This is a genomic window from Roseateles aquatilis (assembly GCF_002205645.1).
Lineage (GTDB): Bacteria > Pseudomonadota > Gammaproteobacteria > Burkholderiales > Burkholderiaceae_C > Roseateles > Roseateles aquatilis.
Map to the genome: position 1 here is coordinate 1 of NZ_NIOF01000015.1, position 26,999 is coordinate 26,999.

The 26,999-nt window shown below is 70.7% G+C and carries 21 protein-coding genes; 10 read left to right on the plus strand and 11 right to left on the minus strand.

Annotated elements, in window-relative coordinates:
- The first annotated feature begins 249 nt into the window (after positions 1-249).
- From CDN99_RS29675 to CDN99_RS23455, 3 genes are read left to right on the plus strand one after another with little or no spacing between them, the layout of a single operon-like run.
- Complete coding sequence (locus tag CDN99_RS29675) at positions 250-1,731, plus strand: sensor histidine kinase (RefSeq protein ID WP_310732494.1); 1,482 nt, start codon at positions 250-252, stop codon at positions 1,729-1,731.
- Entirely contained in the window at positions 1,728-2,168 is a 441-nt protein-coding gene (locus CDN99_RS23450; RefSeq protein WP_088387345.1) for a hypothetical protein, read from the plus strand. The genes CDN99_RS29675 and CDN99_RS23450 overlap by 4 nt, the downstream gene beginning before the upstream one ends.
- A 16-nt stretch (positions 2,169-2,184) precedes the next feature.
- Positions 2,185-3,009 carry a LytR/AlgR family response regulator transcription factor gene (locus CDN99_RS23455; RefSeq protein ID WP_088387347.1) on the plus strand — a complete coding sequence of 275 codons (825 nt, stop codon included), beginning with the start codon at positions 2,185-2,187 and terminating at the stop codon, positions 3,007-3,009.
- A 618-nt stretch (positions 3,010-3,627) separates the two neighbouring features.
- On the opposite strand, the gene CDN99_RS23460 is transcribed toward CDN99_RS23455, so the two are convergent.
- The 3 genes from CDN99_RS23460 to CDN99_RS23470 form a co-directional block, all read right to left on the minus strand.
- Positions 3,628-6,297: an O-antigen ligase family protein gene (locus tag CDN99_RS23460; RefSeq protein WP_141100940.1), complete on the minus strand. Its 2,670-nt coding sequence runs from the start codon at positions 6,295-6,297 to the stop codon at positions 3,628-3,630.
- Positions 6,294-6,980 carry a lysoplasmalogenase gene (locus tag CDN99_RS23465; RefSeq protein WP_088387351.1) on the minus strand — a complete coding sequence of 229 codons (687 nt, stop codon included), beginning with the start codon at positions 6,978-6,980 and terminating at the stop codon, positions 6,294-6,296. Before CDN99_RS23465 ends, CDN99_RS23460 begins: the two co-directional genes overlap by 4 nt.
- Before the next feature lie 115 nt (positions 6,981-7,095).
- A complete protein-coding gene (locus CDN99_RS23470) occupies positions 7,096-9,162 on the minus strand; it encodes an ATP-dependent helicase (protein ID WP_088387353.1) in 2,067 nt (688 codons plus the stop codon).
- Positions 9,163-9,229: 67 nt separating this feature from the next.
- On the opposite strand from CDN99_RS23470, the gene CDN99_RS23475 reads away from it, so the two are divergent.
- Entirely contained in the window at positions 9,230-9,586 is a 357-nt protein-coding gene (locus CDN99_RS23475) for a DUF1304 domain-containing protein (RefSeq protein WP_088387355.1), read from the plus strand.
- A gap of 27 nt (positions 9,587-9,613) precedes the next feature.
- Here the strand turns inward: CDN99_RS23475 and CDN99_RS23480 are convergent, their stop codons facing one another.
- The 3 genes from CDN99_RS23480 to CDN99_RS23490 form a co-directional block, all read right to left on the minus strand.
- A complete protein-coding gene (locus CDN99_RS23480; RefSeq protein WP_158218937.1) occupies positions 9,614-10,300 on the minus strand; it encodes a substrate-binding periplasmic protein in 687 nt (228 codons plus the stop codon).
- Between the two features lie 180 nt (positions 10,301-10,480).
- On the minus strand, positions 10,481-10,990 hold the full coding sequence (locus CDN99_RS23485) for a hypothetical protein (protein WP_141100941.1): 510 nt from the start codon (positions 10,988-10,990) through the stop codon (positions 10,481-10,483).
- 376 nt (positions 10,991-11,366) lie between these two features.
- Positions 11,367-12,491: a serine/threonine-protein kinase gene (locus tag CDN99_RS23490; RefSeq protein WP_088387361.1), complete on the minus strand. Its 1,125-nt coding sequence runs from the start codon at positions 12,489-12,491 to the stop codon at positions 11,367-11,369.
- A 35-nt stretch (positions 12,492-12,526) separates the two neighbouring features.
- Between CDN99_RS23490 and CDN99_RS23495 the strand changes: the two genes are divergently transcribed.
- Positions 12,527-14,995: an alpha/beta hydrolase family protein gene (locus tag CDN99_RS23495; protein WP_088387363.1), complete on the plus strand. Its 2,469-nt coding sequence runs from the start codon at positions 12,527-12,529 to the stop codon at positions 14,993-14,995.
- A gap of 292 nt (positions 14,996-15,287) precedes the next feature.
- On the opposite strand, the gene ypfJ is transcribed toward CDN99_RS23495, so the two are convergent.
- The 3 genes from ypfJ to CDN99_RS23510 are packed head-to-tail and all read right to left on the minus strand — an operon-like array spanning position 15,288 to position 19,243.
- Entirely contained in the window at positions 15,288-16,175 is an 888-nt protein-coding gene (ypfJ, locus tag CDN99_RS23500; protein WP_088387365.1) for a KPN_02809 family neutral zinc metallopeptidase, read from the minus strand.
- A 48-nt stretch (positions 16,176-16,223) separates the two neighbouring features.
- The gene (locus tag CDN99_RS23505; RefSeq protein WP_088387367.1) at positions 16,224-18,407 is read right to left on the minus strand and encodes a sensor histidine kinase; all 2,184 of its coding nucleotides are present in this window, start codon (positions 18,405-18,407) and stop codon (positions 16,224-16,226) included.
- Between the two features lie 11 nt (positions 18,408-18,418).
- On the minus strand, positions 18,419-19,243 hold the full coding sequence (locus CDN99_RS23510; RefSeq protein WP_238139678.1) for a substrate-binding periplasmic protein: 825 nt from the start codon (positions 19,241-19,243) through the stop codon (positions 18,419-18,421).
- A 323-nt stretch (positions 19,244-19,566) separates the two neighbouring features.
- Between CDN99_RS23510 and CDN99_RS23515 the strand changes: the two genes are divergently transcribed.
- On the plus strand, positions 19,567-20,187 hold the full coding sequence (locus tag CDN99_RS23515) for a helix-turn-helix domain-containing protein (protein ID WP_238139679.1): 621 nt from the start codon (positions 19,567-19,569) through the stop codon (positions 20,185-20,187).
- 4 nt (positions 20,188-20,191) lie between these two features.
- Positions 20,192-20,914 (plus strand): response regulator, encoded by a 723-nt coding sequence (locus CDN99_RS23520; RefSeq protein WP_088387373.1) that lies wholly within the window; start codon positions 20,192-20,194, stop codon positions 20,912-20,914.
- An 11-nt stretch (positions 20,915-20,925) separates the two neighbouring features.
- On the opposite strand, the gene CDN99_RS23525 is transcribed toward CDN99_RS23520, so the two are convergent.
- Both CDN99_RS23525 and hemE read right to left on the minus strand, forming a co-directional pair.
- Complete coding sequence (locus tag CDN99_RS23525) at positions 20,926-23,040, minus strand: primosomal protein N' (protein WP_238139680.1); 2,115 nt, start codon at positions 23,038-23,040, stop codon at positions 20,926-20,928.
- A 354-nt stretch (positions 23,041-23,394) separates the two neighbouring features.
- Positions 23,395-24,501 (minus strand): uroporphyrinogen decarboxylase, encoded by a 1,107-nt coding sequence (gene hemE, locus CDN99_RS23530; RefSeq protein WP_088387377.1) that lies wholly within the window; start codon positions 24,499-24,501, stop codon positions 23,395-23,397.
- A 178-nt stretch (positions 24,502-24,679) separates the two neighbouring features.
- Between hemE and CDN99_RS23535 the strand changes: the two genes are divergently transcribed.
- Genes CDN99_RS23535 through CDN99_RS23545 form a run of 3 tightly spaced genes read left to right on the plus strand, consistent with a single transcriptional unit; the run spans position 24,680 to position 26,998 of the window.
- The gene (locus tag CDN99_RS23535) at positions 24,680-25,384 is read left to right on the plus strand and encodes a LemA family protein (protein WP_088387551.1); all 705 of its coding nucleotides are present in this window, start codon (positions 24,680-24,682) and stop codon (positions 25,382-25,384) included.
- A gap of 31 nt (positions 25,385-25,415) precedes the next feature.
- Entirely contained in the window at positions 25,416-26,447 is a 1,032-nt protein-coding gene (locus tag CDN99_RS23540; RefSeq protein ID WP_238139681.1) for a TPM domain-containing protein, read from the plus strand.
- Entirely contained in the window at positions 26,447-26,998 is a 552-nt protein-coding gene (locus tag CDN99_RS23545; RefSeq protein ID WP_088387379.1) for a TPM domain-containing protein, read from the plus strand. Before CDN99_RS23540 ends, CDN99_RS23545 begins: the two co-directional genes overlap by 1 nt.
- Position 26,999 lies beyond the last annotated feature (1 nt).

A 26,999-nucleotide genomic window follows, 5' to 3' on the forward strand; every position in this document is an offset into this window, starting at 1 on the left:
TGGCGAGAGGCAATGAACCAATTCGCCATCCTCTACGCAGACCGATTCACCAGGACCGGCTCGTAGCCTCGTAGAAGCGCCTCAAACACAGAATTTCTGACACACCCTCACCGCGAGGCGTCGCCCGGGCCATCCCAGCCTGTCGCCGATCCCTGCAGTCCATCCCACCGCCCGCACGGCGCATCGCCGGCCGCCCCGGGCCGGCGGAGGACTTGCGTACAGTGCGAAGCCATACGACAGGTCCCCCCAATGAACGCGCCGATCCCCGCCAACACCCCCATGCGCCAACGCTGGCAGGCTTTCATGAAAGCCGCCGAGCACGGCTTCCATGTCTATGGCAGCTGGCTGGTGTCCATCACCTGGAAGCGCTTCGCGCTGCTGTCGGTGCTGCTGCTGATCGGCGCCAACGTGCTGCAGCAACTGCCGCCGTTCTCCTTCAGCTGGCAGTTGCCGGTCGAAACCACCGAGACCATCCGTACCCCCAAGCTCCCCGCCCCGCCCAAGGACTTGCGCCGGGGCAGCTCGGAGAACCCCGCGAAGCAGGCCCGCAAGTCCAAGCCGGAAACCCCGGCCGAATCCAGCACCGACGCCGAGACCGGCACCGAACAAGCGGCGAAGTCCTCCGACAGCAAGTCCACCGTCGACGTCGACGGTCTGCGCTACGAGGTGCAGATCGACAGCCGCGGCGTGCGCATCGTGCCGCGCCCCTCGACGGCCGAGGCCGCCAGCGCCGCGTCGGAGGCCGACTCCTCCCTGCCTTCGGTCGACATCCGCCTGCCCACCGAGAAGCAGCGCGCGGCGGTCCGCCAGGCCGTCGAGGAAGCCAAGCGCGCCCTCGAGGAAGCCGCCGAGGAAGCCCGCCACGCCCAGGCCGATGCCGACCAGGCCCGCGAGGAGCTGGAGCAGGCCCAGCGCGAGACCTCCCGCAAGACCCGGTACCGCACGGTCCACCTGGGCGACTTCCTGGACAAGCTGGCGGTGCTGATCGTGCTGGCGTCGGCCTTGCTCAAGGCGACCTACAAGGGCCGTCTGCAGGCCGAGGTGAAGGCCGCCAAGGCGACCGAGACCGCCGAGGCCGAATCGCTGCGCCGCCAGGTCGTCGAGGCCCGCATGGCCGCGATGCAGGCGCAGGTCGAGCCCCACTTCCTGTTCAACACGCTGGCCTCCATCGACCACCTGATCGAGACCGACCCGCCGCGCGCCTCGCAGATGCAGAAGAACCTGATCGCGCTGCTGCGGGCATCGATGCCGACGATGCGCGAGGCCAACGCCAACGGCGGCGTGCGCGACCTGGGCCGCGAGATGGCCGTGATCCGGCCCTACCTGGAGATCCTGCAGGTCCGCATGGAAGAGCGCCTGCAGTCCCGCATCGACGTGCCCGACGGCCTGCTGTCCGCCGAGTTCCCGCCCATGATGATCCAGAGCCTGGTCGAGAACGCCATCAAGCACGGCCTGGAGCCCAAGGCCGAGGGCGGCAGCCTGACGCTCAAGGCGGAGATCGTGCATGGCAAGCTGCAGGTCACCGTCGCCGACACCGGCCTGGGCTTCGGCCGCGCCGCGACCTCGGGCACCGGCGTCGGCCTGGCCAACATCCGTGAGCGCCTGTCGCTGCTGTACGGCAAGACCGCCAGCGTGACCGTCTCGGAGAACCAGCCCAGTGGCACCGTCGTGACCATCACCGTCCCCTACCGGACGTCCCATCAAGCGCAAGAGCAAGGAGCACACGCATGAAAACGCTGTTCAAGACCCTTCTCGTCCTCGGCCTCGTGCTGGTGATCGGCGCGATGGTGCTCGGGGTGAGCGTCATCGGCCTGATCGGAGACGCACCCGGCGTGCACCTCACGATCGACGGCGACGAGGTGATCTGGTCCGGCCTCGGCCTGGCCGACGCCTTCGGCGCCGGGCTCGGCCTGATCATCACGATCGGCGTGTTGTGCCTGGTCCTGCCGCTGGTGTTGCTGCTGGGCCTGGGGCTGCCGCTGCTGATCCTGGGCGGGCTGCTGCTGGCCGGCATCGCCGCGCTGCTGGGCGTGGGCGCGGTGCTCGGCTCGCCGCTGATCCTGATCGGACTGATCGTCTGGCTGCTGGTGCGCGACAAGCCGCGCAAGCAGTCCTCCGCCCCCGCCGCGCCGGCCGCCGGCGCCTCCTCGTCGACGCAAACATCCTGACCTAACATCGCCCCTCATGAGCGACACCACCCACGCCCCCCGCGCCATCCTGGCCGACGATGAACGCCTGATGCGCGAGCAACTTCGCAGCCGCATCGCCGAGGTCTGGCCCGAGCTGCAGATCGTCGCCGAGGCCAAGAACGGCCTGGAGGCGGTCGAGCTGACCCGCGAGCACAAGCCCGACCTCGTCTTCCTGGACATCCGCATGCCCGGCCTGACCGGCGTCGAGGCCGCCCGGCAGATCGCGCAACTGCCGGAGGACGACGAATGGGCGGTGCCCGAGATCGTCTTCATCACCGCCTATGACCAGTACGCGGTCGAGGCCTTCGAGCAGGGCGCCTGCGACTACGTCCTCAAGCCCGCCGAGCGCGACCGGCTGCTGGTCACCGTCGAACGTATCAAGAAGCGCCTGGCCCAGCGCAGCGGCGAGGCCGAGCCCGACGGCCCCAGCAACGGCACGCTGCAGCAACTGCTGCACAGCCTGTCGGCCCGCGTGAATCCGGGTGGCGCGCCGAAGTACCTGCAGTGGATCCAGGCGTCGGTCGGCCAGACGATCCAGATGATCCCGGTGGAGGACGTGCTGTTCTTCATCAGCGACGAGAAGTACACCCGGGTGCAGACACCGACCGTCGAGGCGCTGATCCGCAAGCCGATCAAGGAACTGGTGGACGAACTGGACCCGGCGCTGTTCTGGCAGATCCATCGCTCGACGCTGGTCAACGTCAAGTCGATCAACGGCATCAGCCGCGATTTCCGCGGCCGCCAGTTGGTGGGCGTGAAGGGGTTGGACGAAAAGCTCGAGGTGTCTCGCAGCTACACCCACCTCTTCAAAGGCATGTAAGCGAGGCGCGGGAACGGGTGCCGCGCGTTGTTGCGGATCCTCACCATAGCGCTGCTATGGTTCCGGTCCGCGCCTAGCGCGGCACCCGTTCCCGCACCTCGCTTACCGCGCTGCTTGTCCCGGCCGTTGACTGCCATCGGGCCAGCGTTGCGGTAGATCCTCACCCGAGCGCCGCCGTGGTTCCCGTCCGCGTCTAGCGCGGCACCCGTTCCCGCACCTCGCTTACCGCGCTGCTTGTCCCGGCCTTTGACTGCCATCGGGCCAGCGTTGCGGTAGATCCTCACCCAAGCGCCGCCATGGTTCCAGTCCGCGCCTAGCGCGGCATCCGTTCCCGCACCTCGCTTGCCGCGCTACTTGTCCTGGCCTTTGACTGCCATCGGGCCAGCATTGCGGTAGATCCTCACCCGAGCGCCGCCGTGGTTCCCGTCCGCGTCTAGCGCGGCACCCACTCCCGCACCTCGCTTGCCGCGCTGCTTGTCCCGGCCTTTGACTGCCATCGGGCCGGCGTTGCGGTAGATCCTCTCGCCCTAGCGCCGCCATGGTTCCGGGCCACGCTTCCTTCATCCTCGCCTGGGCCTTTACGCCATGGGTGGATGGTCCTGAAAGGGCCACCATTCCTCAGCGAGACGGGGGCGCGAGCTTGACACCGGCCGCGGCCATCGCGCGGCGGACCTCGGGGGCGTCCTCCAGGTCGGTGTCGAAGTCCGGCAGCTCGGTCTCGACGCCCAGCGACGAATCATCCGGGCTGTCGCCCTCCCGCATCGGCTTGCGCGACGGTGTCCGCAGGCCCAGCCCCAGCGCCAGCAGCGTGTAGAACAGGAAGGCGATGCGGGGCGCGTCGATCAGGCTGTCGAAGAGCCCCACGACCAGGAAGCCCAGCAGCCCGCCCGCCACCGCCGGCGCCAGCGGATGCCGCCGCGCGGCGCCCAGCGCGCAGCGCCACAACGCCGTTACCAGCAACGCCGACCATAGCGCCAGACCGAACAGGCCCTGCTCGAACAGCACGTGCGCCGGCAGGCTCTTCATGTGGAAGGGCATGTGGTACCGGTCACTGGAGAAAAACCAGTGCGCCAGCCCGTCGCTGAAGTCGCCGTTGCGCAGCAACGGGCCGTGCACGCTGTCGACGATGGCGACCGAGGCGATCTCCAGCACGCCGCCGCGCCAGTTCTGCGTCACCGACGCGGTCAGGCGCCGCGGCGCCCAGGCCGGTCCGCCGAAGTCGTCGGGCGCATGGCCCAGCGCCAGTTGCACGGTCTGCCACCCGCCGCCCTGCGGCTTGATCTCGACCTCGCGATCAATGCAGCGCAGCGGGTAGAGCAGGAATTTCTCGCAGACCTCGACACGCAGCCGGGTCTGGAACTGGCTGCGCAACACCACCGTCGCGCCGACATCGCCCGACACGTTGGGCAGCCGCTGGCTGAGGCGGAACATCTCGCCGTTGCCCATCTGATGCAGGCCACTGGTGAGCGTGACCGTCGGCCCGGGGAACTGCTCGGCGGACGCCGCCATGCCAATGGGCAGCGGCTCGGCGCGGGGCGGGTTGAGCCGGTAGTCGCCGACGCGCTCGTCGAAGGGCCCGCCGTTGGCGAAGCTCGCCGGGAAGCGGCCGCTGCCCTTGCCGAGCAGCCATTCGTCCATCGTCTTGAGCAGGCCCAGGCCGGTGCGCCAGTGATCCAGCCGGCCCTCGAAGTCCTGCTGCCCGGTCGACATGCGCTGCCCGATGTAGGCGCCGCCGCCCAGCGCCGCGACCACGGCGCAGACCAGCAGGCAGGCGGTCCAGACCAGCCCCCGGATGCGCCAGCCGGCGGTGCGCAGGTCGCTGCCGACCCGCGGCGACCATTGCGTCGCGATCCAGGCGACCGCCAGCAGCGCCAGCACCGCGGCCGTCATGCCGAGGTTCCGTCCACCGCCCCAATGCGCCGCCACCAGGCCGGCGCCGGCCAGCGTGGCCATCCAGCAGGCGGCCAGCGCGAAGGCCTGCGCAGGCTGCGTCAGGCCGCCGCGCCAGATCCAGCCCAGCATCAGCCCGAGCAGCACCAGCGCCCCGTCGAGCACGTAGGCACCCTTGGGGATCAGGTCGATCAGCAGCCCGCCCGCGAGCGCCAGCAGTACCGCCGGCACCGGCGCGAGCACCAGCAGCGCGCGCGTCTGCCCGCGCGGCCAGGCGGCGCGCGAGGCAGGCATTGCCAGCAACACCGCGACGCTGCCCGCCAGCGCCAGCAGCGCCCGGTAACCACCGGTGCCGAACAGCAGCCACGCCGCCAGCGCGGTGCCGGCGATCACGCCGACCGACCAGCCCAGCGGCACCGACCCGTCGTTGCCCGGGTAGACATAGGCCGGCGGACCGTCCGGCCGCGGCGCGTCCAGGCCCATGCGGCGCTGCGCCACCCACAGCAGCGCGCACAGCGCCATGCCGGCGGGGACCGCGAGGTAGACGCCGCGGGAGAAGGTCGTCAGGCAGGCGTAGAACCCCACCAGGAGCACGACGAGCGCCAGCGCGAAGCGGCCCGGGCGGCGCTCGCGCAGCGCCCACAGCAGCGTGAAGGGCACGCTCAGCGCCAGCGCGCCGTCGAGCGAGGCGCCGCCCACGTTCATCTCCCAGAACCAGGAGGTGGTCCGGTAGTCGGTCGAGAAATCCAGCAGCCCGGTGTAGATCCAGCGCTCCCAGAGCGCGCCCAGCGCGGTCAGCGCCAGCACCGCCACCCAGGCCACGCGCGTCAGCCGCAGCACCGACGACGGCCGCAGGTCGGACGCCTTCTGCCACAGCGGCAGCAACAGCAGCACCAGCGCGAAGCTCTTGCCGGCGCGCAGGCTGTTCATCGGCTCCTGGAAGCCCTGCCAGAAACTGAACTGCAGGCCGCCGGCATGCTCGAAGCCGCGCCACACGGCGATGGCCACCGACAGGCCGAAGACCGCCATCAGCACCCGCACCGCGGCGCGCCAGCGCAGCGCGCGGTAACGCCACGGCACCGGCCGCCGCGAGGGGGTCGACAGCGCCAGCGCCAGGTAGCCGCCCGCGGCGACCGCGAGGACGAGCAGGTCCAGCTCCTCGAAGGTGATCCAGCCGGTCCACGGCGCGAAGCCGATCACCGGCACGAGCGCCGGCACCAGCAGCGGCAGCATCTGCCAGCCGAAGAAGCTGGCGACGGCGATCGCCGCCCACAGCGCGGTCATCGCGATCGGCTCGATCGGATAGTGCCGAGACAGCCAGAGGCCGGCGACGGCGCACGCCAGGCCCGTCGCCAGGGCCGCGAACGAGGACGACCGCTTCGGAACGACGAGCTTCATGCGCGCGACCGCCTCAGGCTGCTGGCGATGCACCACTGCGCCGGCCAGTAGCTGGCGAGGACCCAGACGCTGGCCATTTCCAGGGGACCGGCGAACTTGTTGATCGCCAGCATCGCGTCGGAGAACACGAACAGCGTGCCGCCCCAGGCGGCCCAGCGCGCCTGCGCCTCGTCGGGCAGGCCGACACCGCCGCGCCACCAGGCCCAGGCCTGCGCCGCCATCGTCGCCAGACAGACGACGTAGACGACCACCGGCGCCTGCAGCGCCGCCGGCACGTTGACCCACAGCCGCCCCAGCACGACGGCCGCGATGACGCCGAACATCAGAAAGGGCCAGCGCACCGCGCCGAAACGCCGTTGCGTGCAGAAGCCGACGATGTAGCAGACATGGGCGACGAGGAAGCTGACCAGGCCGGGCAGGAAGCCCTGTTCGGGCCACAGCAGCGCGACGTCGCCGGCCAGCGAGCACAGCAGCCCCGCGCGCAACCAGCGCGCCAGCGCGGGCTGGTCAGCGCCGCGTTGCCAGGCGTAGAGCAGGATCAGGACGGTGGTGAGCGGCTTGAAGACGAAGCCCAGCCCCGGCGGCAGCTGCGCGGGCTGGGAGAGCGCGAGGATGGCGACGGTGGCGCTGACGAGCGTCAGCAGCGGCAACGCGACGCTGGACTTGGCGACGGAGGCGGTCATGCGGCCGCATTCTGCCGGTTGCCGATGACATCGGCGGTAGGGAGGGGCCCTCGGAGCCCCGGAAATGGCAGACCTTACAGGGCGAGTTGCGCGGCAACCGCGCGGACGCACCGCTTCAGCGCTCGTCCTTGGCCGCCTGCGCCTGCTTCTCGGCGGAGGCGGCGGCCTTGGCGGCGAACTGCTCGCGCATGCGCTTGAGCTTCTCGCGCGGGTCTTCCTTGACCAGACCTTCGTCCAGCTTCATCTCGGCGATGAAGCGGCTGGGCACGCCCACCACCGTCTCGCGGTTCTTCTTGCGCCGCCGCAGCGTCGACACCGCCAGCGTGCGGCGCGCGCGGGTGATGCCGACGTACATCAGCCGGCGCTCCTCCTCGACCCGCTGCGGCGTCAGCTCGTCGTTGTCCGCCTTGAACGGCAGCAGGCCCTCGTTGACGCCGGCCAGGACCACGTGCGGCCATTCCAGGCCCTTGGACGCGTGCAGCGTGGTGAGCACCACCTGGTCCTGCTCCTCCTTGCGCTCGGCCAGCGACAGGATCACGCTGATCGTCTGCGCGACGTCGAGCAGCGACTGGCGCGGACTCTCGGTCGTGATGCCTCCCTCGGTCGAGATCTCGCCGCCGCAGCGCTTGGAGACCCAGTCGACGAAGTCGAGCACGTTGCCCCAGCGCGCCACCGCGACCTTCTCGTTGTCCTCCTGGTCGATCAGGTGCTGCTCGTAGGAGATGTCCTTCAGCCACTCCATCATGAGCGCCTTGCCCTCCTCGGCGCCGACCGCGTGGCGCGCCCGGTACTCGAGGTCGACGATGTAGCGGCCGAACTCGTGCAGCCCGTGCAGCGCCTTGCTCGACAGCGTCGCCTTCAGCGACTCGGCGAACAGGGACTCGAACATCGACAGCTTCCACTTGGCCGAGAACTCGCTCAGGTGGCCCAGCGTCTGGTGGCCGATGCCGCGCTTGGGCGTCGTCACCGCGCGCAGGAAGGCCGGGTCGTCGTCCTGGTTCACCAGCAGCCGCAGCCAGGAGCACAGGTCCTTGATCTCGGTCTTGTCGAAGAAGCTCTGCCCGCCGGACACCTTGTAGGGGATCTCGGCGCGCCGCAGCGCCTGCTCGAAGATGCGCGCCTGGTGGTTGGCGCGGTACAGGATGGCGAAGTCGGAGAACTTGGTCGTCGGGTGGCTGGCGATGATGGACTGGATGCGGGCCACGGCGCGCTCCGCCTCGTGCTCTTCGCCGTCGGCCTCGACCAGCGTGATGGGATCGCCCTCGCCGAGCTCGCTCCACAAGGTCTTCGCGAACAGCTTCGGATTGGTGCCGATGACGTTGTTGGCCGCGCGCAGGATCGCGCCGGTCGAGCGGTAGTTCTGCTCCAGCGGAATGATCTTGAGCTGAGGGAAATCGACCGGCAGCTTCTTGAGGTTCTCGATCGTCGCGCCGCGCCAGCCGTAGATGGACTGGTCGTCGTCGCCGACGGCGGTGAACATCGCGCGCGTGCCGACCAGGCACTTCAGCAGCTCGTACTGGACGGCGTTGGTGTCCTGGTACTCGTCCACCAGCACGTAGCGCAGCGTCTCCTGCCACTTGCCGCGCGCCTCGTCGTTGGTCTGCAGCAGGCGCAGCGGCATGCCGATCAAGTCGTCGAAGTCGACCGCCTGGTAGGCCGTCAACCGCTCCTGGTAACGCTGCATGACGACGGCGGCGGCGCGCTCCATGTCGTCCTTGGCATAGGCCAGGGCCTGCTGCGGGCTGAGGTTCTGGTTCTTCCACAGCGAGATCGTCCACTGCCAGGACTTGGCCGTCGCCGCGTCGGTGGTGCCGCCGGCATCGCGCAGCACCGACAGCACGTCGTCGGAGTCGAGGATGGAGAACTGCTCCTTGAGCCCCAGGTGCCGGCCGTCCTCGCGCAGGATGCGCACGCCCAGCGAGTGGAAGGTCGAGATCAGCAGGTCCTGCCCTGCCTTGTTGCCCACCAGGTGCTTGGCGCGCTCGCGCATTTCCTGCGAGGCCTTGTTGGTGAAGGTGATGGCGGCGATGCTCTTGGCCCGATAGCCCTCGGACAGCAGCTTGGCGATCTTCTGCGTGATCACCCGCGTCTTGCCCGACCCCGCGCCCGCGATCACCAGGCACGGCCCCGCGAGATGGTGCACGGCCGCCAGCTGGGCCGGGTTGAGCAGGGCTTCGGACATGGTGGAACCTGGGGGACAGGGAACTGCGGGCGGGCCGGGGATGATAGCGGGACGTACAGTGCGAACCATGAACACAGCAGCCAACATCGTCGTCGCCCTGGTGGCGCTCATCCATGTCTACATCCTGGTGCTGGAGATGTTCCTCTGGACCACCCCCAAGGGCCGCAAGGCCTTCGGGCTGACGCCCGAGTTCGCCGAGGCGAGCAAGGTGCTGGCCGCCAACCAGGGGCTGTACAACGGCTTCCTGGCGGCCGGCCTGATCTGGGGCCTGGTGCTGGGCGCCGCGGGTGGACCGGTGAAGGTCTTCTTCCTGGCCTGCGTGCTGGTGGCGGGCCTTTACGGCGCCGCGACCGCGAGCCGCAAGATCCTCTTCATCCAGGCGATCCCCGCCGCGATCGGTCTGGCGCTGACGTTGCTGGCCTGAGCCCCGACCGGGGCGCCGACGGCCGTGTCAGTCCGGTAGCGCGACGCCCCGGCGGGCGGCCATCTGCTGCAACTCGCCGCTGGCGCGCAGGCGCTGCATGCCGGCATCGACCAGCGCCTGCAGGGGCGCGCCGGCCGCGTCCCGGCTGAAGGCGAAGTGGCCGCGCAGACGTGCGAACGGCGGCGTGCACAGCTGTACCTGGTCGCCCATGCCGAGCGCCTGGATCACCGGCTCGGAGTTGCGCTGGTTGGCCGCGATCAGATCGAGCCGGCCCACTTGCAGCATGCGCAGCGCGGTCGCCAGATCGCGCACCGTGTCGATGTTGAGCGCGCCGCGCGCCTGCTCGAAGCGGTCGCCATAGACCCAGCCCTGCACCGCGGCGATACGCAAGGTCCGCAGCGCCTGAAAGTCGCCCCACCACAGTCCCTGCTCGCGCTTGCGCGCATAGAAGACCAGCGCGTCCTCGTAGAACGCCTGGCGGGAGAAACGCATCAACTGCTCCCGCTGCGGTGTCCGGTACGGGCCGACCAGGATCTGCGCCGGGCCGTGCTCGACCATCGACTGCGCGCGCAGCCAGGGATAGAACTCGTAGCGCGGCTGGTGGCCGGCCGGGATCAGGATCGCGTCGAGCAGGTCCACCGCCAGCCCTCGCGGCGGACCGCCCTGGACGCCGGGCTCGAACAGCCGCGCGAAGGCGGTACCCGCGATCGACACCGGCCCGGAATTCGAAGGCGCGGGAGGTGCCGCGGCGGCGCCAGGCCGGGCCGCGGCGCCTCCCGACGCACCGAGAGCCAAGGCCGCGAGCGCGACATGACGGAGCAGGAGGCGACGGTCGAGATCCATGGCGTGGCGCCGATGATAGGTGCCCCGCCAGGGTCTCGAAGCCGTGGAAAGTCACGATGTCCAGACAGCGCCCGACACACCTCGCGGTCGGGCGCGGGCGCCCGGTTCCGACGTGGCCGCAGGCGGCCCCGGCACGAACACCGGCTGACGGATCGGATCGCGGCCGATGTCCTCCGCATAGGAGCCGTGAACGGCGAACGCCGCCGACAGCACGATCTGCACCTCGGCCGAGGACTCGGCCTGCGGCGACGACCCGCCGGTGAAGAACACCTTCGGGTCGCCCACGCCCAGACCGCGCAATCCATACAGCCGCTCGCCGACCCGGCCGCAGAACTGGTCCGCCAGATCCCCGCCCATCAGCGACGGCAGGCGGACCAGGTAGTCGCCGGTGACCCGGTCGACGGCCCAGCGCGTCGCGAGGCGCACCCAGCTGGCGTTCTTCGGATCGGTGCAGGTCTCCAGCAGGGCTCGCAGCCACGGCGAGCACTCGGGGTCGGTGAGCGCGTCGCGCCGGCAGGCCTGCCAGTCCGCGCGGGACATCGGTTGAATCTCGAAACTCACTTGCATCTCCTCGCCCGCCGTTTGCCGGCCGCGAAAGGAGCCGTCGACGGGCGGGCCCCGAACCGACGGCATGCACGAGCCGAGGCGCATCGTAGGCAGAGGCCCCCCGCCGGGACAACCCGCCTCGACAGGCCTGATCGTGACCCGTCGAGGTCAATCTCCGCGATGAAGTTATCCATTCATCAGGCAACGGTCTCGAACACGCCTGTCTGGACTAGTCCAAGAAGGCCATCCGACAACCGATGTTGTCGAGCGCCAGCCTCGGCGTGGCGCGACGATCTCCGATCGCCGGCCAACGCCACGCTTCTCCCTGGTTGGCGCCCTGAATGGCGCCCTCGACGACAGCTGGATCGCGTCCGCGATCGATCGCGCGAAATCAGCCGGATCGCAGCAGCAGCCACAGGACGATGGCCGCCAGCGCGAGCACCAGCGCGATGCCCGCGACACGCTCCGCGATCGACGCGGCCGGCGGCTTGGCCGGCGCGTGGGGCTCTTCCAGCGGCGGGGGCGACGCCAGCAGCGGCAGCGAGGCCGAGGCCGGTCCGGCACCGCCGGCGGATCGCGCCGGGCCGGGGGCCGGCTCGGTGTCGATCCAGTCACGCACGGCCTGTGCCAGCAGCTGGCGATCGGTGAACGAGCGCCCGTCCATCATGGCCCGGTCCAGCAACTGGTCCAGGCTCTCGCGCTGCGCGGCCGTCAGCGACAGCCAGGACTGCAGCGAGGCCACCGGCGTGGCGCCCGGCTCCGCCTCGTCCTCCCCGCCCTCTTCCGCGCCCTCGCGGCGCGGCAGCCTGCCGTTGACCAGCAGGCCGAGCAGGCGACCGAGCGCGTGGGTCTCGCTGTTCTCGTCGGGCCGACCGCCGGCGCGTTGACGGGCATTGGCCAGCGGCTCCGCAGCGCGCACCAGCGCCGTCGGCCCCTGGCTGTCCCGCGGCGCCAGGCCCTGGCCGAGCCAGTGCAGTTGCTGCCCCGGGCTCAGCCACAGCGTGCCGGGATCGATCTCGTGCAGCACCAGGCCCTGCGCGTGGGCCCATTCCAGCATGTCGATCAGGTCCAGCAGCAGCTGCATGCGCCGCTTCAGCGGCAACGCCATCGCCACCCGCAGCAGCGGCGCGCCGTCCATCGGCGGCACGACCAAGTAGGGCAGGCCCGCCGGGCTCAGGCCGCTGTCCAGCGGCGCGCCGTAGGTGGGATGAGCCAGCCGCGACAGCGCCTCGGAGTCCTCGGCGAAGCGCATCAGCACCGCCTGCGCGTCCGCCTCGTGACGGTAGACCAGCGCCAGGCCGGCCTGGGCCGAGGCCAGCGCGTGCTCGACGCGGTACCACTGGCCGGAGGCGCATTCGAACAGCGCCGCGCTGACCCGCCAGACCCCCAGCCGCTCGCCCACCACCGGCAGCGCCGGCTGGGGACGCGCCGAGGCATCGCCTGCGGCGGCCCCGGAAGGGTCGCGCGGCGCGTGCGGTTCACGCGCGTCGGCAGGCGGGGCGGACGGGTCGGTCATGGGCGCGAATCCTAGCGCAGCGATACTTCCGGGCCATGGCCGCCAAGTTTTCCATCGCGCGCTGCGTCGCGCCGTCCTCGTTCTTCCTGTGGGCCGGGATCGGCCTGCTGGGCGCCGCGCTCACCCTGCCCGAGCCCGCCGGCGCCGCGCCGTCCCCCTACAAGCAGCCGTCCGCGGCGATCCGCGACCTGCTGGACACGCCCGCGCTGCCGCGCCTGCTGGCCTCCCCGGACCGCCAGTCGCTGGCGCTGGTCGAGCAGCGCCGCTACACACCGCTGGAGGAACTGGCCCGCCCCGGCCTGCGGCTGGCTGGGGCGCGCTTCGATCCGCGCAACGCGACGCAGCAGAACCTGGCGGCCGTGACTCGCCTGCGGCTGCGCTCGCTGCTGGAGCCCGACGCGACCGAACGCGAAGTCGAGCTGCCCGCGGGCGGCACCTGGCACAACTTCGTCTGGGCGCCGGACGGCCAGCGCTTCCTGCTCTCGCGCCGCACCGACACGGCCGACGAGCTCTGGGCCGGCGCGACCTCCAACGGCCAGCTCTGGCGCATCTACAACGTGCGCCTGAACAACACCGTCGATCCGGACGACATCGCCTGGCTCAATCCGCGCGAGGTCGTCGTGCTGACCGTGCCCGACAACCGCGGCCCGGTCCCGAACAAGCCGCAGAACGGCCCGGCGATCCAGGAGACCCATGGCCGCGCCTCGCCCGAGCGCACCTACCCGGACCTGCTGCGCAATCCGCGCGACGAGGATCTGTTCGAGTACTACGCCCGCTCGCAGCTGACGCTGGTGGACATCGCCAGCGGACAGAGCCGCGACATCGGCGCCCCGGGACTGTTCAGCAGCGTGTCCAGCGTCGGCAACGGCCAGGCGCTGCTGACCGAACGCCTCGCGCGGCCCTTCAGCTACAACCTGACCTTCGACGACTTCCCGACCGTCGTCGAGGTCCGCCAGCTCGACGGCAAGGTCATCCGCGAGCTGGCCAAGATGCCACTCAAGCAGGGTGTCGCGATCGACGGCGCCATCCCCGGCCCGCGCGTCTTCTACGCGTCGCCGACGAAGGACGCGGCGATCTACTGGGTCGAGGCGCTGGACGGCGGCAATCCGGCCGCGCGCGCCTCCTTCCGCGACCGCGTCATGCGCCTGGACCCGCCCTACACCGGCGATCCCTTCGAGGTCCAGCGCATGCCCTACCGCTTCACGCGGCTGCGCTTCCTGGACGATGGCGTGCACGGCCTGCTGAGCGAGGAAGACCGCAGCCGCGGCTGGACGCGGACCTACCTGCTGCCGCTGCGCGGCACGCAGAGCCGGCCGCTGTTCGAGCTCTCGGTGCGCGAGCGCTACCGCCATCCCGGTTCGCCGTTCATGCGCATGCTGCCCAACGGGCACCTGGTCGCGCAGACGCTGAACGGCGACCTGCTGCTGGCCGGCCAGGGCGCCAGCCCGCGCGGCGACCGACCCTTCCTGGACAAGCTCTCGCTGCGCGACCTGAGCGTGCAGCGGCTGTTCCAGTCGGCCGAGGGCGTCTACGAACTGCCGGTCGCGCTGCTCGAAGACCGCCGCCTGATCACGCAACGCGAGACCGAGCACGAGCCGCCCAACCTGATGCTGCGCGAGAACGGCAAGGCCACCGCGCTGACCCGCCTCAAGGACCCGACGCCGCAGTTGAAGGCGGTGAAGCGCGAGCTGGTGACCTTCAAGCGCAGCGACGGCGTCGAGCTGTCGTTCTGGATGTACCTGCCGCCCGATCAGCGCGAGGGCGAGCGCCGTCCGGCGCTGGTCTGGGCCTACCCGCTGGAGTTCAACGACGCGGCGCTGGCCAGCCAGCTCAGCGGCTCGCCGGGGCGCTACATGAGCTTCACCGGCATCAGCCCGTTGAACCTGCTGATGGACGGCTACGTCGTGCTGATGGACGCGACGATGCCGGTGGTGGGCGACTCCCGCAACATGAACGACAGCTTCATCGAGCAGATGACGATGAACGCCCGCGCGATCCTGGACAAGGCGGACGAGCTCGGCACCGTGGACGCGCGCCGCGTCGCCATCGGCGGCCACAGCTACGGCGCGTTCATGGCGGTCAACCTGATGGCGCACACCAAGCTGTTCCGCTGCGGCATCGCGCGCAGCGGCGCCTACAACCGCACGCTGACGCCCTTCGGCTTCCAGAGCGAGCGGCGGTCGCTCTGGGACGCCAAGGACGTCTACCTGAAGCTCTCCCCCTTCCTCTTCGCACAGCAGATCAAGGACCCGCTGCTGCTGATCCACGGCGAGGCGGACAACAACTCCGGCACCTTCCCGATGCAGAGCGAGCGCCTGTACCAGGCGCTGGCGGGCCTGGGCGGCAACGCGCGTTACGTCCTGCTGCCCTTCGAGGCGCACGGCTACGCCGCGCGCGAATCGGCCGGCCAGGTCCAATGGGAGATGAGCCAATGGCTCAAGGGCTGCGTGGGAGATCCGCGCTCCGAGCCCAAGCCCCGTCCTACCGCCGGCTCCGCCCCATGACCGCCGCCCGCCACAAGCTCGGCTCGGCACGGCATGGCTCGGTAGGTTGAGACGGGCATGACCGGGGCCGGCCGCTCGGTGCCCCCGAAGGCGCGCGGAGCGCGCATCAAGTGCTGACTGGGCGCTACTGTTTGAGCGAACGAGCCGAAGGTGAGAGAGCGAGTTGAGCGCCCTCTTCGGGGGCACCGAGCGGCCGGCCCCGGTCATGCCTGTCGGGCACGGTCATGCCTGTCGGCCCCGGTCACACCTGCCGGGCTCGGTCACTCCCGTCAAGCCTCTGTCAAAGTCAGGCTCAGAGCTGCCGCGCCGAGAAGGTATCGCAGTCTCGCAGGTCCCCCTGCGCCATCCCGCGCTTGAACCATCGCTGGCGTTGCTCGCTGGTGCCATGGGTGAAGCTCTCCGGGACCACCTCGCCGCCTGCTCGACGCTGGAGTGTGTCGTCGCCGATCTGCGCCGCCGCATTGAGCGCCTCATCGACGTCCCCTGCCTCCAGCCAGCCTTTGGATTGTTGCGAGTGATGCGTCCACACCCCCGCGAAGCAATCGGCCTGCAGCTCCACGCGCACGCTCAGCGCGTTGGCCGCGCGTTCCGACTGCGTGCGGCGCGCTGCGTCGACCTTCTGCGTGATCCCGAGCAGATGTTGCACGTGGTGCCCCACCTCATGCGCGATCACGTAGGCCTGGGCGAAGTCCCCTGGCGCGCCGAGCCGATCGCGCAACGTCTGATAGAAGCTGAGGTCGATGTAGACCTTGCTGTCGCCGGGACAGTAGAACGGCCCCATCGCCGCTGAGCCCTGACCGCAGGCGGTGGGCTCGCGGCCGGTGAACAGCCGGAGCTTGGGGGCTTGATAGGTCTTGCCGGCGGCCTTGAACAGCTGGGTCCAGACGTCCTCGGTATCCGCCAGCACGACGCTGACGAACTTGGCCGGCTGATCCTGCGGCTTGGTGGACGCGACCTCGCGCGGACCGCCGCCGGTCTGCACCGTGCTGCCGTCGAGCAGCCCCAGCACCGTCAGCGGATTGACCCCGAAGATCCACGACGCCAGCAGCGCCACCACGATGCCGCCGATCCCCAGGCCGCGACCGCCGAGCATCGGGAGCCCACCACCGCCGCCGCCGCCACCCCCGCCGCCGCGGGCGTCCTCGACGTTGTCGCTCTCGCGCTGACCTTCCCATTTCATGGCGTGCTCCTCATGTCGATGCGCCGGCTCCGACGTCCGGCAAGGATCTCACAGCGCGGTGACCAGCGGCTCGCCATGGGCGGGCCGGTCATGGGCCGGCAGGACCAGATGGAACTCCGCCCCGCCGCCCTCGCGATTGGCCGCATGCAGCCGGCCCCCGTGCAACTGGACGATTTTGCGGCTGATCGGCAGGCCCAGCCCGGTCCCGCCGGAGCCGTCCTTGGTCGCGCTTGACTGCACGAACGGATCGAAGATGCGCTCCAGCTCCTGCGGCGGGATACCCGGGCCGCGGTCGGCCACGCACAGGTGCAGCTCACCGTCCAGGGTGCGGACGCCGCGGAGCTCGATGAGCCCGCCCTGTGGCGCGAACTTGATCGCGTTGGCCAGCACGTTGCGCATCGCCTGCTGGAAGCGCAGCGGATCGACGCAACCGGGCAGCGGCTCCGGCAGCTCTTCCGCCAGCGTGAGCTGGCGCTTGGCGATCAGCGGCGCCAGCTCGCGCACGACGGCGCCGACCGGCTCGCGCAGGTCCAGCGGCCGCAGTTCCAGCGCGCCCACGGTGCTCTCCAGCTTGGACGCATCCAGCAGGTCGTTCACCAACGCGAGCATGCGCTGGCCTGAGCCGTGGATGTCCACGAACATCGCGCGCAGCCGTTCCTGCTCGCCGCTGCACATCATGCCCAGCTCGGAGAAGCCCAGGATCGATTGCAGCGGCGTGCGCAGCTCATGGCTGATGTTGGCGAGGAACTCGGTCTTGGTGCGGGACGCCTCCTCCGCCGCGTCACGCGCCTGCCGCGTGAGCCGCTCGGCGGCGGCGCGCTCGGTGATGTCGATGGCGCTGCCGGCGTAGCCGAGCAACTCGCCGTCGCGCCGCAGCGGCACGAGGGCGATCTGGTAGCGACGCGGCGCGCCCTCGCCGTTGCGGATGGTCGCCTCGACGCCGCGCCCGACGCCGTCGGCGTCGAACAGTGCGGCCACCGCGTCGCGGTCGGCCGGCTCGGCCAGGTCGGCCAGGCGACGGCCGACGGCCTCGTCCGGACGCCCCCGATGCAGCGTCGTCCAGCGCGCGTTCACGAAGGTCAGCGTGCCCGCGGGATTGGTGCGGAAGATCAGCTCCTGCACGCTCTTGAGCAACACGCGCAAATCGCGCTCGCGGTCGGCGAGCTGGGCGTGCGCGCCCTCCAGCGCCTCCATCGCCTCGGCCCGCGCCTGCAGGCTGCGACGCACCGCCACGGTCGCCAGCGCGATCAGCGCCAACGCCAGCGCGCCGATCATCAGCAGCCAGCGCAGCCCCGCATGCCAGCCGGCCAGCACCTCCTCCAGCGACTGCTCGACGCCCACGATCAGCGGCCGGCGGCTGGACGCGCGGAAGGCCACCACCAACTCGCCAGGCATCGCACCGGCGCCGATGTAGGTGCCGTGCTCGCGGCCGTGACGCAGCGCGTCGAAGGCCGGATGCCCGTCCAGGCGCTGGCCGGGCAGTTGATGCAGCGTCTCCATCGCCGCGAGCAGTTGGCCGTCGGTCGAGGCCAGCCAAGCCGCGCTGCGACCCACCGGCAACGCGCGCTGCTGCACCTGCGCCAGCGCATCCGGGTTGATCAGCGCCAGCAGCCAGCGCGGGTCCTCGTCGTGCGCGCCCGGCGCCAGCCCCGCCGGCATGCTGGCCGCGCCGGCCGGCGCGTCCGCCGCCGGCGGCAGCTGCAACAGCAAGGGCAGCATGCTGACCGCCGCGCCGCGCGGCGCGCGACCTCGCGCCAGATCGGACAGCCCGCGGCCGGGACGCAAGGGCATCAGCAGATCGCGGTCCGGGCCCGGCAAGCGACCGAAATCATCGAGCCGGATCGCCAGCCCGACCTCGTCCGCATTGGTGCTGGTCAACACCCGTCCCCGCGCGTCGAGCAACGCGACGCTGCGGATGAACGGCAACCCCACCAGCACATGGTTGAAGTGATCGCCGAGATGCTCGGCCTCGTGCGGATCGTCGCTGGCCCGCGCCAGCCCGTCGCCGATCGCGTGGAGCGACAACGAGGCGGTCTCGATGGTGCGACTCGCGTCGGCCTCCAGCACCTGCACCAGCAGCTCGCCGCGCGCGCGGGCTTCGTCGATCGCTTCCTGGCGTCCAACCCAGGCCGGCCCGACCAGCCCCGCCAGCGTGCCGATCGACGCGACGATGCCGGCCCACAGCGTCGCGCGGCGCAGGCGTTGAAGGGAGCGGACAGCGGGACCGAGCATGGCGGACGACCTCAGGGCACGACGATGGCGCTCAGGCCGTGGCGCGCGGCGGCATCGCGCAGCCGGCCGTCGCGCTTGATGCGGGCCACGAAATCGTCCATCCGTGCCAGCCACCCCGCGTCCCCACGCTTGACCGCGTAGGCATAGGGCATCACGTGGAACGGCTGCGGCGGCGCCACCAGCCGCGCCCAGTCGGCGTTGTCGAGCAGCCGGCGGCTGTAGGGATAGTCGGTCATGAAGACATCGGCGCGACCGGATTCGAGTTCGCGCTCGCGCGTGGCCGGCGGCTGCACCACCAGCAACGTCGCCTGCGCCAGGGCGGTCCGCATCACCGTCTCCATGAAGGTACCCGCCTGCACCGCGACGACCACGCCGAAGCGGTCGATATCCTCCCAGTTCTTGATGACACGGCTGGTGCGCGTGGTCACGCCGTAGATGTCGCTCTGCAGGTACGGCTGCGTGAAGGCCACGACGGTGCGACGTTGCGGCAGCACGGCGACGGCGAACATCGCCACGTCGCAGCGCTCGGTGTCGACGTCGGTGACGACGCGCTGGAACGACGACTCGATGTAGCGCAGGCGCACGCCCAGCTCCTTGGCCAGTTCGGCGGACAGGTCGATGTCCAGGCCGCTGAGGGTCTCGTCGCGCGGGTGGCGGTAAGTGATGCCGTAATAGTCCGGCCAGATGCAGACGCGCAACACCCCGGTCGACAGGATGCGCCGCAGCGTGGGGCTGGGCGTCGCGGCGGCCTCCAGCGTGGCCGAGGCCGCGGAGGCGGCGCTGGCGGCGGCCGCCTCCCACATCGCGCCCAGGCCGCCGGCCAGGGCCAGGACCATCGCGGCCGCGCCTGTCCTCGACAGGCCTGCCGCTCTGCGGGCGCGCGCGGCTGTGCTTCCAATCGTCATCTCGTCTCCTCGGCCCGGATTGCACCAGACTTCGGACCCTCCCGGCGTCCCCAAACGCCCCGACGACACCCTCCTGACGAGGTCATCACGAGGCGCTCCAGACCGTGGCAATACCGCGGGAGCCCAGAATGCCCCGAACCATGTCCCACCGAATATCAGTTTTATCGCTTATAAATCGGGAGATTACCCACCTGTACGACTAGGAAATTCGGCAAAATCGACCTATGACTGCTATTGCCCGACCCCCTGATGACATGCAAGAGGATTTCAGCACGCGCGAAGTCGCGCAGCGCCTCGGCATGGCCGTCCGGTCGGTGCAGTTGATGGTGGATCGTGGCGAGTTGCAGGCATGGCGGACGCCGGGCGGCCATCGCCGCATCCTGCGCACCTCGCTTGACGCGTGGCTGACCGGTCGCGGCCTGGCCCCGACCAAACCCGCCGATCTGCCGCTAGCCGAGGACGGGCCGCCGCGCCGCCTCAAGGCCCTGTTGATCGAGGATTCGGTCCATTACCAGAACCTCGTCTCGCTGCTCGCGCACCAGGAATATCCCGATCTGGAGCTGCATACCGCCAACGACGGCATCGGTGGTCTGGTCATGTACGGGCAGTTGCAGCCCGAGATCCTGCTGGTCGACATCCTGCTGCCCGGCATCGACGGCGCCGCGCTGGTGACCAGCCTGCGCTCGCAACCGCAGTTCGCCAACAGCGAGCTGATCTTCGTCACCGCCCTCGACGAGCAGCAGCGGGCGCCCTACGCGTTCGCGCTCGCGGGTCTGCCGCTGGTGCACAAGCCCCGCCTGGTCACGGACTTGCCGCCCCTGCTCGGCGCCGCCATCCAGCGCATCGGCGCACGGCAAGCCCAGTTCGCGGGCTGACGTCATGGGGGCTCGGGTGCGGGTCCTCCTGGTGGAGGACGATCCCACGTTGCAGCGCTTCGTCGCGATGGCGCTGGATGACGACGATGTGCGGCTGCAGGCATGCATCTCGGTCGACGAAGCGCTGCTGGCGCTGGCGACGCAGAACTTCGACCTCGTCATCACCGACCTGATGCTGCCCGGGCGACATGGGCTGGATCTGCTGCAGACCATGAAGCAGCGCCCCGAGTTACGCGGCGGCGCGCGGCTCGCGGCCTTCAGCGCGGGGATCAATCCGGCCGTGCGGGAACAGCTGGAAGCGCTCGGCGTGAGCCGCTTCCTCTCCAAACCGTGCTCGCTCGCAGACCTCCGGTCCTGCCTGGACGGACTGCGGGAGTCCGCCGTCGCGGCGGCGAACTCACCCTCGATTCATCGAGCGGCGATCGAGCAGTACTTCGGCGGCAACGCAGGCCTGTATCAGGCGTTCCTGGCGAGGTGCCGGGTGCAGTTTCCGCTGGACATCGCGACAGGACGCCTCGCCTGCGAGCGGGGGGAGCACGACAAGCTGCGGCACCTCGCCCACAGCCTCAAGAGCGTCCTGCTCACGCTCGGGCACGCGGAGGCGGCCGAGGTCGCCCGCCAGTTGGAGCTCGATGCGCAGCAGGCGGCAGGCGGCTGCGTCGAGGCCGGCGCCGCGGTGCGGCGCGCCTGGCCGGTGCTCGAGGATGCCCTCGCGAAGCTGCTCTAGCCGTCCCAGCCCTAGATCGCCAGCGGGTCGACGTCCACCGCCCAGCGCGTCAGGCCCTTCTGACGTCGCTTGAGGACGTGCAGGTCCGGCAACCAAGCTCGCAGGAACCGCTGCAGCTGCGCGCGGCTGCCCGCCTCGATCAGCATCTGGAAACGCTCGACGTCGGCGACGCGCGCGATCGACATCGGCACCGGCGGGTACAGCAGCAGCCCCAGCGACAGCGGCAGCGCCTGCGCGGCCTCCTGCGCGGCGGTCAGGAAATCGCGCGCGGCTTCGACGCTGCGGCCCTCCGCGCGCACCAGCGCGAGATGCGCGAACGGCGGCAGGCCCGCCGACATGCGCTCCGCCAACTGGCTGGCGGCGAAGGCCTCGTAGTCGTGCTTCTGCAGCGACTGGTAGAGCGCGTGCTCGGGGTACCAGGTCTGGATCCACATCTCGCTCGCCGCGGCCTGCGCCGCATCGCGTCCGGCCCGGCCGCCGGCCTGCATCAGCAGCGAGAAGAGCCGCTCCGGCGCGCGGAAGTCGCTGCTGAACAGCGCGCCGTCCGGGTTCACCGCGGCGACCAGGGTGATGCGTCGGAAGTCGTGCCCCTTGGCCACCATCTGCGTGCCGACCAGGATGTCGACATCGCCGTCATGCACCGCCGCGAGTTGCGATTCGAGGCTGCCCTTCAAACGTGTCGTGTCCGCGTCGATGCGGGCGACGCGGGCCCCGGGCAGCGCCGCGGCCAATTGCTCCTCCAGACGTTCCGTGCCGCGGCCCAGCGGCGCGATGTCCGGGTTGCCGCAGGACGGGCAGGCCCGCGGCACGCGCGTGGAGACGCCGCAATGGTGGCAGCGCAACGTGCGGTCCTCGCGATGGAAGACCTGATGGGCGCTGCAATGCGGGCAGTCGCTCTTCCAGTTGCACTGGTCGCAGTGCAGCACCGGCGCATAACCGCGGCGGTTGAGGAAGACCAGGCTCTGCTCCCCGCGATCCAGCCGCTTGCGCAGCGCGTCCAGCAAGGGCACCGACAGCGCCGTGGTCACACCCTTCTTGCGCTCCAGGCGATTCATGTCGAAAAGCCGCACCCGCGGCAGCGCACCGCCGCCGATGCGCTCGGTCAGGTCGATGCGCCGGTAGCGCCCGCCCAGCGCGTGCTGCCAGCTCTCCAGCGACGGCGTCGCGGAGCCGAGCACGACCGGGACGCGCTCCAGGTGCCCGCGGTACACCGCCAGATCGCGCGCCGAATAACGCGCGCCATCCTGCTGCTTGTAGGACGGGTCATGCTCCTCGTCGACGACGATCAGCCCGAGCCGCGGCAGCGAGGCGAAGACCGCCAGCCGCGTCCCCAGCACCAGCTGCGCGCGGCCCAGGTGCGCGGCCAGCCAGTGCCGCAGCCGCTGCGCCGGCGTCAGCGCGCTGTGCAGCGAGACGATCGAGTGGCCGACGAAACGCTCGGCGAACCGCGCCTCCAGCTGCGGCGTGAGGTTGATCTCGGGCACGAGCACCAGCACCTGCTGACCGCGCGCCAGCGCGGCCTCCGCGGCGCGCAGGTAAATCTCGGTCTTGCCGCTGCCGGTCAGTCCCCACAGCAGCGCCGGCTGCGGCGCCTCGGTCGCGGCCAGCGCATCGATGGCGTCGAGCGCCGCCTGCTGCTGCGCGCTCAGCGCCGGCCGCTCCGGCAGGATCGGCGACGCCGCGTCGGCCGCGGCCTTCCCCGCCGCCGCATCCGCCTTGTCGAGTTTCTTCAGCCGCGCCTGCAACTGTTTGGCGTCCAGCTCCCGCAGTTGCGGCGGCAGCACCGCGAGCGCCAGTTCACCGACGCTGCGCTGGTAGTAGTTCGCCGCGAAATCCAGCAGCCGCCGCCAGCGGTCGGACAGCGGCGGCAGGGCGTCCAGCGCTTCGCCGACGGGACGGAGTTCGGACTCGGGCAAGCGGTCCTCGCCGGGCACGTCCTGACCCTCGGGCAGGTCGTCCCAGACCAGCCCCATCACGTCGCGCCGCCCCAGGGTGACGTGCACCAGCGTGCCGGGGGTCAAGTCTTGCGGGCCGAGGTAGTCCAGCGGCCCGGTCAGGCCGCTGTGTTGCGGCGCTTCCACGGCCACGCGCACGCGCCGCAGGGCGTCCGGGGGGACGTCGCTCACCGCCCGCCCCCTTCGGCGACCGGTCCGCGGGTGACCGATGCCCCCACCGGACACCGGACCACGCCCACCGTCCGGGCGTGAGCCCGCCATGAGGAAGACGCGCCAAGTGCCTGATTTCCAAGGGTGTTCACAACGGGGTCGAAAGCCTGTGGATAACTTTGTGGGAAACGGGCGGGGTTTTCAGCCTCCGAGCGGATTGCCGCCGCGCGGGGCTGTGGGCGTCAAATTCCGGGCTCACCCGACGTCCCCTTTGAAATCAATCACTTAGCCGCCCATCGGGGAAAGCCCTAGCTGCGGACGGGCGCGTGTGCTGCGTTTCGGTGACACGAACGGATTTGGGGATAACTGACGGCCTCAGACACCGCTGGAAGTCGTGCCGGCACGCAGCGCGCGGGAATGGCGATGCACCTCGTCGACCAGCTCGGCGACGCTTTCCGGCGGCGTGAACTGGCTGATGCCGTGCCCGAGGTTGAAGACATGTCCGCCCCAGCCGCCATCGGCCCGTTGCGGCGCGCCGAAGCTGTCCAGCACCGCGCGCGCCTGCTCGCGGACGGCGGCCGGCGGCGCGAAGAGGACGTTCGGATCCAGGTTGCCCTGCAGCGCCACGCGGTCCTGCAACTGCGCGCGCGCGCGGCCCAGGTTGACGGTCCAGTCCAGGCCCACGACATCGGCGCCGGCCTCGGCGATCTCGTCCAGCCACAGCCCGCCCCCCTTCGTGAACAGCAGGCGCGGCACGCGGCGGCCCTCGTGTTCGGTCTTGAGCTGCGACAGCACCCGGCGCGAATAGGCCAGGCTGAACTGCTGGAACTGTCCGTCGGCCAGCACGCCGCCCCAGGAGTCGAAGATCATCACCGCCTGCGCGCCGGCATCGATCTGCGCATTCAGGTAGGCGGCCACCGCATCGGCGTTGATGCTCAGGATGCGGTGCATCAGGTCGGGCCGCGCGTACATCAGGCTCTTGACCTGGCGGTAGTCGTCGGAGCCGCCGCCCTCGACCATGTAGCAGGCCAGCGTCCACGGGCTGCCGGAGAAGCCGATCAGCGGCACGCGGCCGTCGAGCGCGCGGCGGATGGACGTCACCGCGTCGAAGACGTAGCGCAGCTTGTCCATGTCGGGCACGGCCAGCGCGTTCACCGCGGCCTCGTCGCGCACGACCTTCTCGAACTTCGGGCCCTCGCCCTGCGCGAACGACAGGCCCAGGCCCATCGCGTCCGGCACGGTCAGGATGTCGCTGAAGAGGATGGCCGCGTCGAGCGGATAGCGCTCCAGCGGTTGCAACGTCACCTCGGTGGCATAGCCTGGATTGGTGGCCAGCCCCATGAAGCTGCCGGCACGGGCGCGGGAGTCACGGTACTCGGGCAGGTAGCGGCCGGCCTGGCGCATCAGCCAGACCGGCGTGTATTCGGTGGGCTGGCGCAGGCAGGCGCGCAGGAAGACGTCGTTGTGCAAGGGGGCGCTCATGGAGCGAGATTATCCAATGGGGTTTCGCACCTCCGGGCACCGGGAGGGTGCGTGTCATACTCGCCGCGACCTGGCCGGGACGCCTCGGCCGTCCGGCCTCGGCAGGCCGCCCCGCCATCAAGGCTCTTGAAATTTCCGCGCCGCCAACGATATGTCGGCCCACAAGGAGGACCTGTCGATGACCACGATCCTGAAGACATCCAAGCCCGCCCCGTCCCGCCTGCTGTCTTCGACCCGGGCGCTCGCGGCGGCCACGTTGATCGTCGGCGCGCCGCTGGCGCTGAGCGGCTGCGGCTACAACGAGTTCCAGAGCCTGGACGAGCAGGTCAACGCCAGCTGGTCCGAGGTGCTGAGCCAGTACCAGCGCCGCAGCGACCTGATCCCCAACATCGTCAACACCGTCAAGGGCGAGGCCGGCTTCGAGCAGGACACGCTGACCAAGGTGGTCGAGGCCCGCGCCAAGGCCACCAGCATCCAGGTCACGCCGGAGCTGGCCCGCGATCCGGCCGCGCTGCAGAAGTTCCAGGCCGCGCAGGGCGAACTCTCCGGCGCGCTGAGCCGGTTGCTGGTCGTCAGCGAGAACTACCCCAACCTGAAGGCCAACCAGGGCTTCCAGGATCTGCGCGTGCAGCTGGAGGGCACCGAGAACCGCATCACCGTGGCCCGCAACCGCTACATCAAGTCGGTGCAGGAGTACAACGTGCTGACCCGGCGCTTCCCGACCAACCTGACGGCGAAGATGTTCGGCTACGACGTCAAGCCCAACTTCACCGTGCAGAACGAGGCCGCGATCTCCGCGCCGCCGACAGTGAACTTCGACAAGCCCGCCGCTCCGGCGCCGGCGCCCACTCCCTCGCCGGCGGCCTCGCCCGCCTCGCGCTGAGGACGACGCGATGCGCTCGACGGCGGCCCCGATGATCCGAGGCGCCGGGCTTGCCGACGCCGACGCCCGCGATGCCCGAGGCGCCCCGCGCGCCTGGTGGCGCTGGCGCGTCTGGGCCATGGCGGCGCTGACGCTGCTGATGTCGATGGGCCTGCTGCCGCGGGCCCGCGCGCAGGACGTGCTGCCGGTGCCGACGCTGAGCGGTCGCGTCGTCGACCAGACCGCGACGCTGAGCCCGGCGCAGCGCCAGGCGCTGGAGACCAAGCTGGCCGCGTTCGAGCGCGAGGCCGGTCCGCAGATCGTGATCCTGATGGTGCCGACGACGGCACCCGAGGACATCGCCTCGTATGCGCAGCGCATCGGCGACGCCTGGAAGATCGGCCGACGCGAGGTCGGTGACGGCCTGCTGATCGTGGTCGCGAAGAACGACCGGCGCGTCAACATCCAGACCGCCAAGGCGCTCGAAGGCGCGGTGCCCGATCTGGCCGCCCGGCAGATCATCCAGCGCGACATCGGCCCGGCGTTCAAGGCCGGCGACTATGCCGGCGGCCTCAATCGCGCGGTGGACTCGCTGCAGGCGCGCATTCGCGGCGAGCACCTGCCGCCGCCGACGCAACGTGGCACCTCCGGCAAGGCATCGTCCAGCCACGGCATCGACATCGGCGAGATCGCGATGCTCGCCTTCATCGGCGTGCCGGTCGCGGGCGCGCTGCTGACGGCGATGTTCGGGCGCAAGCTCGGCAGCGTCGCCACCGGCGGCGCGGCAGGCGCGGTCGGCTGGGGCCTGAGCGGCAGCCTGCTGCTGGGCGCCGGCGCGGCGCTCGTGTCGGTGATCCTGGTCGGGCTGCTCGGCATCGGCGCGGCCAGGCGACGAGGCACCAGTTCCCCTTACAGCAACTACCGACGCAGCGCCCACGGCTCCGGCGGCATCGTGCCCCCGATCATCTGGGGCGGCGGTGGCGGCGGCGGGGGAAGTTGGGGCGGTGGCGGCAACGACGGCGGGGGCTTCTCGTCCGGCGGCGGCGGTGACTTCGGCGGCGGCGGCGCCTCGGGAGACTGGTGATGACGACATCCCCCCTGCCCTCCGCCGACGGCGACACCGCGCGCCCGGGTCGTTTCCGACGTTTCTTCCGCCATCGTTTCTGGGACGAGGCCGACGTGCGGCGCGTGCTGCCGGCGGCCGCGCTGGCGCGGCTCTCCGCCCGCGTGACCGAAAGCGAGTTGCGCCACGGCGGCGAGATCCGCCTGTGCGTCGAAGCCAGCCTGCCGATGAGCTACCTGTGGCGCGGCGCCGCGGCGCGCGAGCGCGCGCTGGCGCTGTTCGGCAAGCTGCGCGTCTGGGACACCGAACGCAACAACGGCGTGCTGATCTACCTGCTGCTGGCCGAGCACGCGATCGAGATCGTCTCGGACCGCGGCCTCAACCGGCGCGTGAACGCGGCGCAATGGCAGACCATCGTCGACGGCCTCGGTCAATCGCTGCGCGGCGGTCTCTACGAGCAGGGGTTGATCGACGCCATCCGCGCGGTCGAGGGCCTGCTGGCCGAGCACTTCCCGCCCGACCCCGGCGCCCTGCGCCGCAACGAATTGCCGGACGCGGTGGTCGTCATCTGAG

What these genes read in the sequence shown, in the direction of transcription:
- CDN99_RS23535 (WP_088387551.1), top strand. Translation starts at nt 24,680, where the DNA reads ATGACCACGATCCTGAAGACATCCAAGCCCGCCCCGTCCCGCCTGCTG.
- CDN99_RS23450 (WP_088387345.1), top strand. Translation starts at nt 1,728, where the DNA reads ATGAAAACGCTGTTCAAGACCCTTCTCGTCCTCGGCCTCGTGCTGGTG.
- CDN99_RS23495 (WP_088387363.1), top strand. Translation starts at nt 12,527, where the DNA reads ATGGCCGCCAAGTTTTCCATCGCGCGCTGCGTCGCGCCGTCCTCGTTC.
- CDN99_RS23545 (WP_088387379.1), top strand. Translation starts at nt 26,447, where the DNA reads ATGACGACATCCCCCCTGCCCTCCGCCGACGGCGACACCGCGCGCCCG.
- CDN99_RS23505 (WP_088387367.1), bottom strand. Translation starts at nt 18,407, where the DNA reads ATGCTCGGTCCCGCTGTCCGCTCCCTTCAACGCCTGCGCCGCGCGACG.
- CDN99_RS29675 (WP_310732494.1), top strand. Translation starts at nt 250, where the DNA reads ATGAACGCGCCGATCCCCGCCAACACCCCCATGCGCCAACGCTGGCAG.
- CDN99_RS23540 (WP_238139681.1), top strand. Translation starts at nt 25,416, where the DNA reads ATGATCCGAGGCGCCGGGCTTGCCGACGCCGACGCCCGCGATGCCCGA.
- CDN99_RS23520 (WP_088387373.1), top strand. Translation starts at nt 20,192, where the DNA reads ATGGGGGCTCGGGTGCGGGTCCTCCTGGTGGAGGACGATCCCACGTTG.
- CDN99_RS23475 (WP_088387355.1), top strand. Translation starts at nt 9,230, where the DNA reads ATGAACACAGCAGCCAACATCGTCGTCGCCCTGGTGGCGCTCATCCAT.
- CDN99_RS23490 (WP_088387361.1), bottom strand. Translation starts at nt 12,491, where the DNA reads ATGACCGACCCGTCCGCCCCGCCTGCCGACGCGCGTGAACCGCACGCG.
- CDN99_RS23515 (WP_238139679.1), top strand. Translation starts at nt 19,567, where the DNA reads ATGCAAGAGGATTTCAGCACGCGCGAAGTCGCGCAGCGCCTCGGCATG.
- ypfJ (WP_088387365.1), bottom strand. Translation starts at nt 16,175, where the DNA reads ATGAAATGGGAAGGTCAGCGCGAGAGCGACAACGTCGAGGACGCCCGC.
- CDN99_RS23460 (WP_141100940.1), bottom strand. Translation starts at nt 6,297, where the DNA reads ATGAAGCTCGTCGTTCCGAAGCGGTCGTCCTCGTTCGCGGCCCTGGCG.
- CDN99_RS23510 (WP_238139678.1), bottom strand. Translation starts at nt 19,243, where the DNA reads ATGGTCCTGGCCCTGGCCGGCGGCCTGGGCGCGATGTGGGAGGCGGCC.
- hemE (WP_088387377.1), bottom strand. Translation starts at nt 24,501, where the DNA reads ATGAGCGCCCCCTTGCACAACGACGTCTTCCTGCGCGCCTGCCTGCGC.
- CDN99_RS23455 (WP_088387347.1), top strand. Translation starts at nt 2,185, where the DNA reads ATGAGCGACACCACCCACGCCCCCCGCGCCATCCTGGCCGACGATGAA.
- CDN99_RS23465 (WP_088387351.1), bottom strand. Translation starts at nt 6,980, where the DNA reads ATGACCGCCTCCGTCGCCAAGTCCAGCGTCGCGTTGCCGCTGCTGACG.
- CDN99_RS23470 (WP_088387353.1), bottom strand. Translation starts at nt 9,162, where the DNA reads ATGTCCGAAGCCCTGCTCAACCCGGCCCAGCTGGCGGCCGTGCACCAT.